The following is a 15,175-nucleotide window of genomic DNA, read 5'->3' as shown; positions in this document are numbered from 1 at the left end:
TTGTATTAACGTGTTTTTAATTTTTCACGCACTTGCTGCACAAATGTTAAAGAAACCTTAGTTATACGAGCAATATCCTCATCCGACAAACGAGACTCTACAATTAGACTTTCAATAATTTCAGTTTGAAATTCTTCCCGACCTTCCTTTCTACCTTCCTTTCTACCTTCCTCTTTACCTATACGCTCGGTTGTTGAGAGAACGCTCTCCCAATCCCATTTTCTTTTTAAACTGGCTTCGTAACTCATTTGGTCCTCCCGTTTTAATTTCGCAACCTCTCCTACATCAAAGATACGCCCAAAAACTCTCCTATCCAAGTACTTAGAAATACCTTTCATCGTACTTAAGTTCTTTAATAGGTAAAGCCATTGTTCCATATCGTTGCATAATTCATTCTCTTTTTTATTGAAGTGCGGCAACACGATAAACTTAAAACCTAATTTAGTATAGAACATTTTTTTGTTCACTTTATCCATTAGGCCGACATCGATAAAGTACTGTTCTGTATCGGTATCCTGGAGGGAGAACTCTAAAATTCCAATAAAGTAAATTTCTGGCAGCTTGTATTTATCGCCTAGTCTGCCTTTCTGAATTTGCTTACTTATTAAGCGAGAGGTATAAAACAAAGCACGATCTTTAAAAAAATCTTGATAAATCTGCTGCATTTCGATAATAAAATGTTCTCCATCATCTGCTATACAATGGAGGTCGAAAATAACACGTCGATCTTCTTCATAATCACCATCCTGCTCAGGTGTCACATAAATCAAATCTTGAATTACTTTCTCTCCTTGAAAAATATCATTCAGAAATTGGATGAGTAAACCTTTGTTTTCCTCGCGTCCGAAATAGAACTTCCAGCCGAAGTCGGTATTTATGTCAACATACCGCCCTAGTATTTGTTTCACTTTTTTCATGGGCCTGCTCACAATTGGTTAACATTCTAAATATAAGAACAATAACACCACAAGCCACTATATTATCTCAATTACTTCACCGCCTTTTAGACAGGCCAAAAGCTTTTGCAAATAACAAAGCGATGATGATAGCCAAACTACCTTGAACGAGCAAGGTCAATTGACTCCCGATATATTGAGAAGCAAGTCCGGTTAACAGACTTCCTATAGGTACCATACCAAAAATAGCTGTCAGCAGAATACTGATAGCTCGCCCACGCATAGCAGGAGCCGACTCTGCCTGCACAATAATATTGGAGCAGGTAAACTGCATAACCGTACCAAAACCGGTGACTACGGCAAAAAATAGCGCTACATAAAAGTTAGACGTCAAAGAAAAACAGATAAGACCAACGCCTAGAAATAGCGTACTAAAGATTAAGTAGTAGCGAAGTTTATCTTTATTGCGCACTGAAGCTAATACACCGGTTCCTACCACAGCGCCCAAGCCTATAAACCCGGCAATGTAGCCAAATGTGGCTGCTCCACCTTTAAAAGTGACCTTGGCCAATTCGGGCAGCAACGTATCATATGGCAACACTAACAAACCAACAACACTTAACATCAAAATAACCAAACCAATAGGTTTAGCTTCCAGCAGATAATTTACCCCTTCCTTAAACTCACCAAAGAAATTCTTTCCTGATGATGCATACACTTTAGGTGTCACTTTAATCTTCGAAAACAAGTAGATAACAACCGAAAAGGCAAAAGCAATAAACACAAAGCACCAACCTACATTGAGGTGCTCCAGGGCAAATCCAGCAGCTGCAGGGCCTAAAATCTTACTTATACTCGACATCCCAGAGTTTAAAGATAGCGCACTGGGTAAATCATCATTCGAGTTTACCACTTCGTGGATCAACGTTTGTCGCGCAGGCACATCGAAAGCATTAATAATACCGAGCAACACGCTTAAGGCTAGAATTTGCCAAACAACGAGATGATCCAACAGCAACAAAACAGCTAGCAAAACTGTCTGTAGAACAGCAGCAACCTGCGTTATCTTAATAATCTTACTGCGATCATAACGGTCAGCAACCACACCTCCAACGAAAGAAAAAAGAAAAGAAGGAAACTGCTCAGCAAAAACAGTCACACCCAGCATAAACGAAGAATGTGTTAAGCTGTAAATAAGCCATACCACGGCTGTACGCTGCATCCATGTGCCAAACTGGGTAATGGAACGACCGGCAAAGTAATAAACAAAATTTGGACTCTTTAACGCACTAAAGGCGGCTATCTCTCGCATATCTGATTTTCAATTAAAACAAACAATTTGACATATTTTATCTTTTTGTCAAATTTTGATTAAAAAATATAGCCTCCTTTTAAGGCTATCATATAGACAACATGGTACACAAAAGCACGGTCTATACCAAAGCAATGAAAAATCTTTCGCAAACGTTGACTCAACGTCTAAACTCGGCAATAACCATGCGTACCAGCATCGTAACACCGGCTTCCCAATATTTGGAATATGCGTCTATAGCCAACTCTCTACGAATTCCACGGATACCACCAAGGAAAACAAATAGCACCGTTTGCAATTGTTCCTCCGTCTGCGCAGGAATCTCCCCTTTTCCTATTGTCACATGTACCACATCGCGCAAAATTCCAATTTCTGTAGCCATCATCTTTTGATGAACCTGCCATTTCAATTGTGCATATTTTGACTGTTCATCGCTGTTCATGCTCGACTCTAGCGCAGAATAAAAGGCTTGAATAAGTTTGGAACCATTAATCTTTACCACACAAAAGGCGCTCAATTTGGCATCTAGAGTAGATTCTGCAGCCATCACATCCAAAAGCTCGGCTTTCACCTCATCGACTAATGAAAAAAGAACGGCCTCAAAAAGCTCGTCTCTATTTTTAAAATAATAGTATAGCGCACTACGTGTTTTACCAACCTCTCGCGCTACATCATCCATCGTGACTTTCTTATAGCCAAACTTTTGATAAAGATCTTTTGTTGTCTTCAACACCAAATTGACAAACAACTCGTCTTTTGTATTGGATATATGCATCTTCACTAGATTTTACAATTTGACAAATTTACATTTTTTTTCTAAATGTCAAAAATTGATTATTTGAAGCTTTCGTAAAATGGTAGGTTCTTTTTCGTAATCGTATACATGTTCTTAGCCAAGACGGGGCTTCAAGCTTTTTTTACTAACCTTCCCATACTCTTACGCTGTCCTTCGACAGGCTCAGGATGACAAGTCCAAGCATCGTATTAGAATAGCTTATTTGCACTGCCTATCGTCCTCGTTTGCAACGAGGATGCCTGAGGATAGCGTTTGCAACGCTTATTCGAGTCTTTTGCTTAATTATAGCGCGTGTCCTTCCCCAGGACTAGGCTTCAAGCTTTTTTTTACAAACCTTCCCATACTATTACGCTGTCCTTCAACAGGCTCAGGATGACAAGTCCAAGCATCGTATTAGAATAGCTTATTTGCACTGCCTATCGTCCTCGTTTGCAACGAGGATGCTTGAGGATAGCGTTTGCAACGCTTATTCGAGTCTTTTGCTTAATTATAGCGCATGTCCTTCGCCAGGACGGGGCTTCAAGCTTTTCCTTGATGAAAAGCTTTGCAAAAATCAAGACTCATGCGGATATGTTCCGTACGGCTGACTTCATCCCACGGGCGGAATCCCTAGGCCTCTGGTGCACAATCCCCTCACTCACGCCCTCGGCTGGGAAGCCTTGTTTCTACACTAAGAAAGTTCCTGTAAGGGATTCCATCGCCTTGACGTCCATATACGCATAGGTCGCCCCTTCTTGGATTGTACAATTATATTGCGTTGGTAGGTAAATTGGAATTTTTCCAGCTTATATATTTCAAATGCAATGACCAGAAAGAGCAATCTCGTAAAAGTCAACTATACAAAAGTTATTAATAGCAAAGAGGTTAATGTCTATATTGGAAATAAATAAGAATTTAGAACAAAACAACCTTTCTATTTAAGATGAATAGCGGTGAAAAATTTCTTAAAGAAAGTTCCCAATTAAATAAAATATCGCCACCTCATAAATCGTTTATAACAAAAATATGAAACACCTAGCTAAACTTACCATAAAAAGGACATAACCTTCAATGGTATATTTTACAAAAAAATAAAGACAAATTAAGTTGTTTTATTTACAAATAACCTAAAAATTTAAATAAATTTTGAACTACAATTTACAGTAAGAATATTTATTATTTCAGAAATTAATTATTGGTTTTTTAAAAACTTTATATCTTCATTAATAATATCATTAATATTTAATGGGGGTAAGAGCATGCTCGAATATGGTGTATTGTTAGTTTTGGCTATTAGCATCCCTCTAGTTGCACCAATTGTAATTATTCCAAAGTGTTGTACTTGCGTTTTTTTCAATATAATTTCTTCCTCAAAAATTAAAGAATCCCATGTATCAGCATGAATTTTAAAATATAATACTGACTTTATCTTCAGGAGATCTTTGATTCCAATACAAAACCTTACGGTATTATAAATAGCAATAATCTTTTCATTCGGATTAATTTTTGCTATAATTCCACATTTAACGATTATATTATCTAAATCTTCAGGTATTTTGTCTTCTATTATAGCAAACTCTTCTATTTCGCCTTTAATTAATTTAAATTTCATATGCTATTTCTCTATCATATCCTAAAGTGAATTCATCATTAAAAATTACAGCCTTATCTGCTATGTGAAAAAACTCTGCTAAATCTGCAGTCCGGTAATTCAATAAAGTCGAATAATCTTTCAAAACATTAACATTAACAAATTCTATTGTGATAAATTGAATATGTGGCTCTTTATAAATATCTCTATCAATAAAATTAATATCGAGCACCTGTTCTAATTTAACTAAAGTTGATATTTTATAATCCTCACCTTTTAATAACTTACTCACATTCTGTGGAGTAACATTAAGTAGTTTAGCTAAGTCATTTTGATTTAATTGTCTTCTTTTTAATTCGTAAAATATTTTAAAAGCGACTTTTTTTGCAGTAAATTTTAACAGAATATCTTCGTCAAACTTTTCTACATTAGCTTTACAATGAGAAATCGATGGACTTAGAAGTTTATTTAATTTTTTCATATTTTAAGACTCGTAAAGGTTTTCAACAATGTCTTCTTCATTGAAATCATTCTTCATCAAAAAAAGCCTTCCATTTTTAAGCTTTTCTAATTCGAGCAAAGTATCAGGGTGGCTTTGCATTTCTTGAGTAAATTTAATTGCACCACCTGTAATTAAGAAACAAGAATTGTTAACCCTTAATGCATACAAGCGGAGTCTTGAAAGTCTATGCTTATGTTCCTTAACTCTAAATTTCATTTTCGATTCTTCATATCTCTGTATTTGATGAGAATTTAAATGCAGATTTTGAAAAACATCATAAAGAGAATCACGACTACAACAATCTTTAATTAAATTCATTAAACACTCTCTATCGTAAAAAACTTCATAAAAAAACTGATCAATACAATCTATACCAATATTGTTTTCCAGAGCTTTAGTAAATAAAAATTCTTGATTTTCCCATTCACTAAGCTTTTTAGAATACTCTGACCCAAAGTTTGCATCATATTTAAAAGAAAGTAGTCTCTCAGCAAAGATAGTTATAATTTCCATTTCAATCAACCTGTAGGTTTATTTTATTTATAAAGCCCTATGTAAATAAAATTTAAGAGGGGTTCATACTTTGTTCTAAATGATAAAACATCAAATTAACCAGTATCAGAGTTTATAACAAAACTCCATTACTCATTTGTTTATATCGAAGTTACAGACATATTACACAACAAAAAAAAGGTTTCCCGTAAAATGTTAATCAAAAAATCACTTTCTAAATCAACAAAGCTGCCTTATAAGCAAGATTGTTACAGACAATACTAAAACAGTCAACCTTTTAAATCGATGATATTTAAAAATTAATCAACAACATGGTTGCCGAATAATTCAATTCCAGGATGCTTATAAATTTGTTTTCGAAATTTACGATCTTAAATGCATGTCATCAATCAATTCGGTCCATTAATATTAAGCATCAATCTACAATATTTAGAATTTTTGAATAACGAGTTCCTCCTATTTCTCTCATCGCCATTTATTGACATGCACCGCATGTTCATCCAACTGAGCCGATAAGGCTAACATTCTAGATTGCAAGACGAGTTTTCTTCCCTCCAAACTTCGTGTAAATAGCAAATCACATCGCCCCACATTAGCTTTCCAATTCTTTTTAAAACGGAGAGCCAAGTTTTTGTTTTTACCAATAAGCTCCGGAACAGCATGATAATCCTTTTGCTTCACGAAAAACAACAATAGACTCTTTCTGACAATCAAATAACGAGGACTCTCGATGGGCGCAATAATCTCTTGTAAGGCCTGAATAAATATCGATTTCTCGAAAGTTGTTCCTCCATCTAAATGACAAAAAACTGCTCCCCAGAGGTCCGTCTTAGTTACAACCTTTAATTCTGACGGCGCTGTCCGAATCAGTTGAGCATCGATGAAGGTTTGTACCAAAGCATTCCCTATTTTGTGCATATCTTTCCCGATATCACGGTACTTGAGGTACAAACGGAAAGTTTTATAGGTTTGTCTTCCAAAGACAATCATCCCCACCAAACCAATAACGGTTAATACCAAATATAAATCACGTGCTGTTTTGATATTTCTAGATTCTTTATAGAGAAGTTTTAGGGCATCAAAACCAAAACCCAGCATCCCCGACACTAACGTAGCTAAGAAGTTAGCAATCGTCTTCGTAAAATATACCGACTTCGTAACTTTACGTTCTTTGGCCGTAAGAGAAGGAATTTTTATTTCCTCAACGAGTGAAACACCTGTTTCCAGCGCCTCCTCCCATTTATGTTTTAAATTATTTCTATCCGCCGCGTAAGCGAACATTTCTTGATTTTTCTCAATCGCTTGTTCCTTTTCCAAAATAGGTAAAGGTAGATTTAACCGTCCGACACCGTTTTCAATACCTTTTTCCTCCTGAAAAGAAATGCCTACGAAACTTTTAAACCGACGTTTCATTAATTCAAAATCAACACCACCCGTAGACGAAGTCGGATCAATGGTTACTAAATGCCAAATGTTACTTGTTTTACTAGGATTATGAATTTGTGAACGAATGGCACGACCACGCATTTGATTAGACGAAACAAAGGAACCGACGAAGCTCGCCAACACTAAAGCATTAATTGCGGGAGCGTCCCAGCCTTCGCCGAGTAAAGATTTTGTGCCTATTAAAACTTCAATATCACCTGATTGAAAAACTTCTGTGACCAGATGTATAATCACATTTTTTAGGTGTTCATTTTGCTGTATGACAATATAATTTTCATCAAATGGCACTACAAATGAATCAAAATGACGTATTCCAGCTCGAGTAGCATGCTGTTCAAAGGCACTATAAGCCGTTTTGTAAATAATAATCAGCGACCCCGTTAATACGCCAATCTTCATACCCGACGAATTTTCACGACGTAATTTTTCAAAAATGGGAATAACACCTAGTTTATTGAGTGGTAGCTGATTTTCGCGTTCACTGATGAAATACTCCTTACGGATATAATCAGAAAGGACCACTAAACGTAATTCCTTCCCCATCTGTTGATACTCAAAATCAACAATATCCTTGATAGCATCAAGCTTACTGATACTTGAAGTAAGCCCTTTCATCACTTCACGATTGTAAGTAAAGTTAATCTGTCTTTTCTCCAGCGCACCATATGTCCGTAGCTTACTTTCAAGCTGAGCTTGATGTTCTTCAACAGATTTGAATCGCCCTCTATCGCGGTAGAGATAAAAATCGAGCAAGTTTTCTATCCAAGTATAGTTAAGCTTAGGAACTTCTAGATCCTTATCGCCCATAATTTCGAAATGAATCTTTGGAATCTTAATAGCATTGGCATGCAGATAAACTAAACATGCTGTATAGCAAGAAATATTACCATAAATCCATTCTAAGTTTTCATTTGGATTTACCCAAATGGGGTGGTTCATTAATGCATTTTTAAGTGCTTCATCTCCTTTTATTTCCTGAAACAACTTTTCTATTTTCTGCCGAAATGAGACAATACGTTCATTTTCTTGGGCAGTAGCAGCACTAAAATGCACCATATCCTGATGTACACATAAATCTCCTTCCACGACCAATTCAGGGATAGCGATTTCCGCATCGACAGGCCCATTTAAAGCAATATAGCGTTGCCATTCCGTTGCTGTAACATCATAAGGAGGAGTTGCCGTCAAACCAACAATAATAGGATTAAGGGACTCTTTTATCTTTATCAAAGTCTGCCACCATTCATTCTTCAAATGATGTGCTTCATCTACTACAATCGTCTGGATTTTCTGCGCCTTCAAGCCACGCACAATAGCCTCTAAATTCGTATTGTGTGTCCTTGTCGTATCATTCTCATCTGTTTCCTCCTCCTCTTCCAGTTCAGATTCCTGCATCCTTATATTATTACAAGCAGCATGAAGCCCTTGATACGTAACAACAGTCATAAAACACGGCGCTCTGATATCTCTTGAAATCCAGTCAGGCATCTCGTCTGTTTGCAGGAAAAGATCACAAAATCGCTGTATCCACTGATTCCGAATAGCAAGGGTTGGCGCAAGAATTAAGGTCGGTTTATTAATCCGAATAGCCACTTCAAGACCTAACACAGTCTTTCCGGAGCCTGGTGGCGCAACTACATGTAAATGTTTATCGCTTAAATGGCTTTGTAGATCATCAAGCACACGTTGCTGATATTTTCGCCAGGGATACTTAAATGCTATACCTTCAGGGTATCTAATCATAGATGAAACAATATTTTATAGGGCATGTTCAAAATAACAACTAGCGCTGGTTTACACAAAAAAAGATGGGTATTTTCCGCAAACGTAACATTTTTTCACAAGCTATTTTCAAACTTAAAAAGGTAATTAAAAAACTATTTTACACTTTACTAATCAGCAAAGACAATGGAAAAGAAAAAATCGCCTTAGCTCAAAGCCGTATCTTTAGACAAACGAATTAAATGATAAAAACTCTTCGATATCATGATAGCCGAATACTTCAATTTCTGGATGTTTACCGAGCAGTTGGCGAATCTTATCCAAACTTGCGATACGTAAATCGTTGTTTTCTGCACGCATACGCGCTAACTCATGTACCGGATGTTGGCTATCTGTTAGTTCAGCCCGTAAATAATAGGCATCAGCTATGTAAAAAATCCACTTCTCTCCTACTTTTAAAGCTACACCACAGTGCCCTAGCGTATGTCCGAATAGCGGAATAAGGTAAATCTCGGTTTCCAAATTAGCCTCTATTTTTCGTGCTTCAAATCCAAACCAATCGACGTCGGACTTAGCATACGTTTTTATTGTTGGATTATGGGCTAAAGGGATTTGCAAATAACGCGGATTTCCACCTTTAAAACTAGCGTACTCTTCTTCAGAAACATGAACCCTTACTTTTGGGAAATCGGCAAGACCGCCAATATGGTCGTTATCGAGATGCGATATAATACAATCCGTTACCGCGGTCGGGTTAAGACCTAAACTTTCTATTTGTCGCAAAGCCGTTTGTTCTTCGTGAAACCTATACCCCACGATATCTATTAGTGCTTGTCCGATTCTTTCTTGTGGATACTGTGTATCTAACAAACCAATTCCGGTATCGATAAGCACAAGTCTGTCCTTTTCCTGCAACAATAAACAATGTCCACTCACATTATCTTGCACAGGTGATACAATCTTCACACAGTTTAAATGGTATATTTTTGGCATCATTTTACTTTTTACAACAAATTTTCACATCCCTAAAATATAGAAAATTACCTGAACCCCATCAATAAATTAAGCCTCTTAGAATTACTAAAACTCACTTTTTATGCAATTACTTCCATAATATCTGTTCTTATAAATTTCCCACGGCGAATAAATTAGTACTAAAACAAACCATAATTAAAAACAAATAGTATATTTACATACTATTATTATAGAATCATGAATTATACGCTGCTAAAAGAGGTTGTAGATATGGTTCAACTTTTCGAAGTTGAAAGCGAGGAAAATACGAGCTATACAAATGATATCGTGGGCTTCAAAACATGGATGGCCGAGCAATTGCAACAGGATAAAACTGCTACAACGGTTAGTTGGGAAGGAATCGAAAATGGACGTAGTGCTGAAAGTGTAATAAACACCTTAATCGTCCATATGAATAGATATGCGAAGTCCTATTCAAAATCTGCGATTCATAATTCAGATTTTTCTACGCAAGAAGATTTCATCTATCTCATCAATCTAAAAGCTTTTGGAGCGATGACCAAGATGGATTTAATCAAAAAAAATGTGCACGAGAAGCCTGTTGGCATACAAATCATTAATCGTTTGTTAGCACAAGGGTGGATTGTACAAAGCGATTCGCCAACAGATAAAAGAAGCAAAATTATTGCGATTACTCCCCTAGGGCTTGACGCTTTGGAAAAGCAAATGCCTAAAATACGCCAAGCAACACAAATTGTAGCGGGTGATCTCACAACGACTGAGAAAAACGAACTTATCCGACTTTTAAACAAGTTGAACGATTTTCATCGTCCTATTTATGAGAAAAACACAGACGTAGCACATCTTTTAGATGAAGTATTAAAAGCGTGGAAATAATGAAGAAGAAAATCGCCATCATCGGTTCGGGCTTTTCAGGCCTATCAGCGGCAGCCTATGCTGCCAAAGCAGGCAATGAGGTTCATGTGTTTGAAAAACATGGACAGCCTGGCGGCAGAGCCCGTCAATTTACAACTGAGCATGGCTTTGTCTTTGATATGGGGCCTAGCTGGTACTGGATGCCCGATATTATTGAGCAGTTTTTTCAAAATTTCCAATCGAAAACGACGGATTATTTCGAGCTTATCTCTTTAAACCCACAGTTTGAAATGATCTTCGCGGAGTCTAAACTCGCTGTACCCGAAAACTACGAAGAGCTACAGCGCTTATTTGAAGAAATTGAGCCCGGAGCAGGACAGCAATTGGTTAAGTTTATGCAAGCAGCGAAGTTTAAATACGAAGTAGGCATGCAAGATTTTGTCAATAAGCCATGCCATAGCTGGTTTGAGTTCCTATCGCCCAAAATCGTACAAAACTCGCTCAAGTTCGACTTACTGACCAACTTCAGAAGCTACGTTGCTAAATATTTTAAGCATGAGAAGCTCCGCACGTTGATGGAGTTTCCGGTTATATTTTTAGGGGCATCACCAAAAAATATCCCTGCACTATACAGCTTAATGAATTATGGTGGTTATGTTCTAGGGACACACTACCCTAAAGGAGGTTTTTATCAGTTGGTTTTGGCTATGCAACAGGTGGCCAAAAAGCAAGGTGTACAATTCCACTTCAACCATCAGGTCGATAAGATTAACGTTGCATCGGGACAGGTTACCTCTTTACATATTAATGGTCGCGACTATACTTTTGATGCTGTCATTAGTTCTTCAGATTATCATCATACGGAAACCTTATTGGATGAAGAGTACCGCAACTACACCGATGATTATTGGCGTAAAAAGACCTTTGCTCCGTCTAGTTTGATTTATTATTTGGGGTTCAACGAGAAAATTCCAAACCTGAAACACCATACGCTATTTTTCGAGAACGACTTGGACGAACATATCGATTGTATATATGAGGAGCAAAAATGGCCCGAGAAGCCACTTTTTTACTGCTGCTGTCCAAGTAAAACAGATCCAGCTGTAGCACCGCCAGATAGCGAAAACATCTTCCTACTCATGCCCATCGCTATCGGCTTGGCAGATGAGGAGTCTGTACGCGAAAAATACCTACAGGAGATGCTCTCCCGTCTAGAGAAACATACTGGGAGCACCAACCTGCGCGAGAAAATCGTGTATACGAAAAGTTATGCCGTGAAAGACTTTATGGCAGACTACAATGCTTACGGTGGAAATGCCTATGGATTGGCAAATACGCTAAGCCAAACGGCCGTCCTAAAACCGAAGATTAAAAATAAAAAAGTAAGCAATCTACTATATACGGGGCAGCTCACGGTTCCAGGGCCTGGCGTCCCCCCTTCTATTATCTCTGGAAGAATTGTCGCGCAAGAAGTCAACCAACTAAACCCAATGAGTCATGAAAAAACTGTTTGATGAGTTAGCTTACGATGTAAGCAAACGGACTACAAAAAAGTATAGTACCAGCTTCTCGCTGGGTATACTTGCCCTAACGCCAGCAATTCGTCCGGCCATTTATGCTATCTATGGTTATGTGCGGTTGGCTGACGAGATTGTCGATAGCTTTCATGGCTACAATAAGAAAGGACTATTGGATCGTTTAAAAATTGAAACGAATCAGGCGCTAGAAGAAGGTATATCGCTAAACCCTATTTTACAAGCCTTTCAAGAAACGGTGAACAAATACGACATTGACAAAACATTGATTGACCAATTTCTACATAGCATGGAAATGGATCTTCAAAAAATTGATTACAGTGTAGATTTATATAACGAATACATTTATGGATCGGCTGAGGTGGTTGGTTTAATGTGCCTACAAGTCTTCACCGAAGGTAACAAGAGTAAGTATGAAGCTTTAAAACCATATGCTATGAAACTTGGCTCTGCCTTTCAGAAGGTAAACTTCTTGAGAGATTTGAAGGACGACTATAAAATATTAGGCCGTACTTATTTCCCGGGCATAGATCTATGCATATTCAACAATGAAGTAAAGCTGCAAATTGAAAAAGAAATAGAAACGGAGTTTAAGGAAGCATTAGTAGGTATCAAAAAGCTACCTAACTCGTCCAAATTTGGCGTGTACTTAGCATATCAATACTATTTATCGCTATTCCGAAAAATCAAGAAAACTGCTTCGCAGGATATTCTAGAAAGCAGGATACGTATTCCTGACTCGCAAAAAGCAATCGTAGCCTTAAAGAGCTATGTTCGCTACAAAGTTGCTAGTCTGTAATAAGCTAGATGATTCAAAAAATTAAAGATCACACCTATAAAACAAGAATATGAGATACCGGTTGTTTAGAGAACAGCAATTGAACTGTGATGTGAAGACTGCTTGGAACTTTTTCTCTTCGCCTTATAATCTTGAGAAAATCACACCACAAGACATGGGTTTTAAGGTGTTGACAGACTTAAGCAATCAGGCAATACATGTTGGGATGGTCATTGACTATACCGTTTCTCCTATTTTGGGGATCCCACTACATTGGAAAACAAAAATTACGCAAGTAGATTTTAAACGTAGCTTCACCGATTTTCAAGAAAAAGGACCGTACAAATATTGGAACCATTATCATGAGTTCTTTCCCAATGAAGAAGGTGTACTGATGAAAGATACGGTCGACTATGAGCTGCCTTTTGGCCCATTAGGAACATTAGCACATCAGCTTTTCGTGAAAAATAAATTGGAGAAAATATTTGATTATCGCTATCAGATTTTGGATAAATCATTTGCAAACCTAGACGTCTGATCATGGCAATACTCATCTTAATCATCGTTTTTATCTGCATGGAAGGTGCCACCTGGCTTATTCACAAATATGTGATGCATGGTTTTCTATGGTTTCTACACCGAGACCACCATGACCATAGTCAGGATGGTCCTCTGGAGAGAAACGATCTTTTTTTCGTGATTTTTGCAACTCCGGCCATCATCCTACTATACCAAGGTGTGCAGCGAGATTTCAACTATCTATTTTTTATAGGACTCGGCATCACAATCTACGGTATGGCCTACTTCTTTGTGCATGATATCTTTATCCATCAACGAGCACCCGTACTTAGCAAAGTGCAAAGCCCTTACCTACGCGCTATCCGCAGAGCACATAAGCAGCACCATAAGCATCTCGGAAAAGAAGAGGGTGAATGTTTTGGCTTTTTGTGGGTACCCCTAAAATATTTTAAAATGTACTATAAGAAAAAACAATGATGCAGCCTTATACTTATATACTCATTCTTTTTTTCACCATTATCATTTGCTTTGTAGCTTCCTTTGATAAGAGAATACAGTTTCACAAACACTTTGGAACGTTCTTAATATCAAGTACGCTTGTGGCTTTACCATTCGTCGGTTGGGATATAGCATTTACAAAATTAGGCGTTTGGTGGTTCGACACATCATATACCCTTGGTATAACCATTGCTGGATTACCGCTCGAAGAATGGTTATTCTTCTGGTGTATTCCCTTTTCGTGTGTGTTTACCTACTACTGTTTAGACAAGTTTTTCGACTTAAGTTGGGCGAATCTATGGAACAACATTATTGTGTTTCTAAGTGCTATCGCCCTCATTGTGGTTGCCCTACTATATCACGAAAAAATATATACGCTAGTTACCGCTTTAATCACACTTTTCACGTTGCTGTATCTACACTTTGTAGCCAAGAAAATATGGATCGGACAAGCTTCTTTTATTTTCTTCATCTTGATGTTGGGATTCTTCCCCGTCAATGGTTTGTTAACAGGAACGGGACTTCCGTCGGCCATTGTAAACTATAATCCACATGACTTTTTAGGCATTAGGATGTGGACAATCCCTATTGAAGATGCCGTATATGGCTATAGTCAGTTTTTATTAAATATTTACTTTTTTAAGCTATTCAGCAAAAAAGATTGAGTTCACGAATACCGCGCGTAAATAATAATTAGATAATTCACAAGAAAAAGTATGGAAAGAAACGAAGTTGTATTGGTTGATGAGCAGGATAATCCACTAGCTGTTATCGAAAAACTAGCTGCCCATGAAAAAGGTCTCCTTCATCGCGCATTTTCTATTTTTCTATTTAATGAAAATGGGGAGTTACTCCTACAACAACGTGCAGAAAATAAATATCACGGTGCTGGCCTATGGACAAACGCTTGCTGCTCCCATCCGCAATGGAATGAGGATGTAAAAGTTGCGGCCATCGAGCGCTTAGCCTATGAAATGGGAATGACCTGCGAGCTGGATTATGTATTTTCTTTCATTTACCACACCGCTGTAGAAAATGATTTGATAGAACATGAATACGATCATGTATTTGTAGGCTATACAAATACAAATCCTACACCAAATCCAGCAGAAGTTCAAAACTATAAATGGGTTAATCCAGAAAGCCTATTGCTAGACATCCATGAAAACCCAGCAAAGTACACCTTTTGGTTTAGAACGGCTATTAATGAGGTGCTTTCTGCAATACAAAAATAAAG

At 37.5% G+C, this 15,175-nt stretch carries 15 protein-coding genes; 7 read left to right on the top strand and 8 right to left on the bottom strand.

Annotated features, from left to right (window positions below):
- Positions 1-5: 5 nt before the first annotated feature.
- The 8 genes from WH223_RS04035 to WH223_RS04000 form a co-directional block, all read right to left on the bottom strand.
- Positions 6-917, bottom strand: a complete 912-nt coding sequence (locus WH223_RS04035; protein ID WP_340046247.1) for an Rpn family recombination-promoting nuclease/putative transposase — start codon at positions 915-917, stop codon at positions 6-8.
- Positions 918-993: 76 nt separating this feature from the next.
- Positions 994-2,208 carry an MFS transporter gene (locus tag WH223_RS04030; protein WP_340046246.1) on the bottom strand — a complete coding sequence of 405 codons (1,215 nt, stop codon included), beginning with the start codon at positions 2,206-2,208 and terminating at the stop codon, positions 994-996.
- 160 nt (positions 2,209-2,368) lie between these two features.
- Entirely contained in the window at positions 2,369-2,983 is a 615-nt protein-coding gene (locus WH223_RS04025; protein ID WP_340046245.1) for a TetR/AcrR family transcriptional regulator, read from the bottom strand.
- A 1,192-nt stretch (positions 2,984-4,175) separates the two neighbouring features.
- Positions 4,176-4,595: a hypothetical protein gene (locus tag WH223_RS04020; RefSeq protein WP_340046244.1), complete on the bottom strand. Its 420-nt coding sequence runs from the start codon at positions 4,593-4,595 to the stop codon at positions 4,176-4,178.
- Complete coding sequence (locus WH223_RS04015) at positions 4,585-5,055, bottom strand: helix-turn-helix domain-containing protein (RefSeq protein WP_340046243.1); 471 nt, start codon at positions 5,053-5,055, stop codon at positions 4,585-4,587. The genes WH223_RS04020 and WH223_RS04015 overlap by 11 nt, the downstream gene beginning before the upstream one ends.
- Before the next feature lie 3 nt (positions 5,056-5,058).
- Positions 5,059-5,589: a hypothetical protein gene (locus WH223_RS04010; protein WP_340046242.1), complete on the bottom strand. Its 531-nt coding sequence runs from the start codon at positions 5,587-5,589 to the stop codon at positions 5,059-5,061.
- 465 nt (positions 5,590-6,054) lie between these two features.
- Complete coding sequence (locus WH223_RS04005; RefSeq protein ID WP_340046241.1) at positions 6,055-8,778, bottom strand: DEAD/DEAH box helicase family protein; 2,724 nt, start codon at positions 8,776-8,778, stop codon at positions 6,055-6,057.
- A 204-nt stretch (positions 8,779-8,982) separates the two neighbouring features.
- The gene (locus tag WH223_RS04000) at positions 8,983-9,753 is read right to left on the bottom strand and encodes an MBL fold metallo-hydrolase (protein WP_340046240.1); all 771 of its coding nucleotides are present in this window, start codon (positions 9,751-9,753) and stop codon (positions 8,983-8,985) included.
- 216 nt (positions 9,754-9,969) lie between these two features.
- Here WH223_RS04000 and WH223_RS03995 point away from each other — a divergent pair, with 216 nt between their 5' ends.
- Genes WH223_RS03995 through idi form a run of 7 tightly spaced genes read left to right on the top strand, consistent with a single transcriptional unit; the run spans position 9,970 to position 15,173 of the window.
- Entirely contained in the window at positions 9,970-10,629 is a 660-nt protein-coding gene (locus WH223_RS03995; protein ID WP_340046239.1) for a MarR family winged helix-turn-helix transcriptional regulator, read from the top strand.
- Positions 10,629-12,122 (top strand): phytoene desaturase family protein, encoded by a 1,494-nt coding sequence (locus WH223_RS03990; protein WP_340046238.1) that lies wholly within the window; start codon positions 10,629-10,631, stop codon positions 12,120-12,122. The genes WH223_RS03995 and WH223_RS03990 overlap by 1 nt, the downstream gene beginning before the upstream one ends.
- Entirely contained in the window at positions 12,106-12,942 is an 837-nt protein-coding gene (locus WH223_RS03985; protein WP_340046237.1) for a phytoene/squalene synthase family protein, read from the top strand. The genes WH223_RS03990 and WH223_RS03985 overlap by 17 nt, the downstream gene beginning before the upstream one ends.
- 49 nt (positions 12,943-12,991) lie before the next feature.
- Entirely contained in the window at positions 12,992-13,459 is a 468-nt protein-coding gene (locus WH223_RS03980; protein ID WP_340046236.1) for an SRPBCC family protein, read from the top strand.
- Between the two features lie 2 nt (positions 13,460-13,461).
- Positions 13,462-13,917 (top strand): beta-carotene hydroxylase, encoded by a 456-nt coding sequence (locus WH223_RS03975; RefSeq protein ID WP_340046235.1) that lies wholly within the window; start codon positions 13,462-13,464, stop codon positions 13,915-13,917.
- The gene (locus tag WH223_RS03970; protein WP_340046234.1) at positions 13,914-14,603 is read left to right on the top strand and encodes a lycopene cyclase domain-containing protein; all 690 of its coding nucleotides are present in this window, start codon (positions 13,914-13,916) and stop codon (positions 14,601-14,603) included. The genes WH223_RS03975 and WH223_RS03970 overlap by 4 nt, the downstream gene beginning before the upstream one ends.
- A gap of 51 nt (positions 14,604-14,654) precedes the next feature.
- Complete coding sequence (gene idi / locus WH223_RS03965) at positions 14,655-15,173, top strand: isopentenyl-diphosphate Delta-isomerase (protein ID WP_340046233.1); 519 nt, start codon at positions 14,655-14,657, stop codon at positions 15,171-15,173.
- Positions 15,174-15,175: the final 2 nt, after the last annotated feature.

This window comes from Sphingobacterium sp. MYb382 (assembly GCF_037572665.1).
In the GTDB taxonomy this organism is placed as follows: domain Bacteria; phylum Bacteroidota; class Bacteroidia; order Sphingobacteriales; family Sphingobacteriaceae; genus Sphingobacterium.
The sequence above is the reverse complement of the archived record's forward strand: the minus strand, read 5'-3'. Positions and strand labels throughout refer to the sequence as shown.

Excerpts from the sequence above, each read along its gene's own strand:
- WH223_RS04035 (WP_340046247.1), bottom strand. The coding sequence starts at position 917 with ATGAAAAAAGTGAAACAAATACTAGGGCGGTATGTTGACATAAATACC.
- WH223_RS04030 (WP_340046246.1), bottom strand. The coding sequence starts at position 2,208 with ATGCGAGAGATAGCCGCCTTTAGTGCGTTAAAGAGTCCAAATTTTGTT.
- WH223_RS04025 (WP_340046245.1), bottom strand. The coding sequence starts at position 2,983 with ATGCATATATCCAATACAAAAGACGAGTTGTTTGTCAATTTGGTGTTG.
- WH223_RS04020 (WP_340046244.1), bottom strand. The coding sequence starts at position 4,595 with ATGAAATTTAAATTAATTAAAGGCGAAATAGAAGAGTTTGCTATAATA.
- WH223_RS04015 (WP_340046243.1), bottom strand. The coding sequence starts at position 5,055 with ATGAAAAAATTAAATAAACTTCTAAGTCCATCGATTTCTCATTGTAAA.
- WH223_RS04010 (WP_340046242.1), bottom strand. The coding sequence starts at position 5,589 with ATGGAAATTATAACTATCTTTGCTGAGAGACTACTTTCTTTTAAATAT.
- WH223_RS04005 (WP_340046241.1), bottom strand. The coding sequence starts at position 8,778 with ATGATTAGATACCCTGAAGGTATAGCATTTAAGTATCCCTGGCGAAAA.
- WH223_RS04000 (WP_340046240.1), bottom strand. The coding sequence starts at position 9,753 with ATGATGCCAAAAATATACCATTTAAACTGTGTGAAGATTGTATCACCT.
- WH223_RS03995 (WP_340046239.1), top strand. The coding sequence starts at position 9,970 with ATGAATTATACGCTGCTAAAAGAGGTTGTAGATATGGTTCAACTTTTC.
- WH223_RS03990 (WP_340046238.1), top strand. The coding sequence starts at position 10,629 with ATGAAGAAGAAAATCGCCATCATCGGTTCGGGCTTTTCAGGCCTATCA.
- WH223_RS03985 (WP_340046237.1), top strand. The coding sequence starts at position 12,106 with ATGAAAAAACTGTTTGATGAGTTAGCTTACGATGTAAGCAAACGGACT.
- WH223_RS03980 (WP_340046236.1), top strand. The coding sequence starts at position 12,992 with ATGAGATACCGGTTGTTTAGAGAACAGCAATTGAACTGTGATGTGAAG.
- WH223_RS03975 (WP_340046235.1), top strand. The coding sequence starts at position 13,462 with ATGGCAATACTCATCTTAATCATCGTTTTTATCTGCATGGAAGGTGCC.
- WH223_RS03970 (WP_340046234.1), top strand. The coding sequence starts at position 13,914 with ATGATGCAGCCTTATACTTATATACTCATTCTTTTTTTCACCATTATC.
- idi (WP_340046233.1), top strand. The coding sequence starts at position 14,655 with ATGGAAAGAAACGAAGTTGTATTGGTTGATGAGCAGGATAATCCACTA.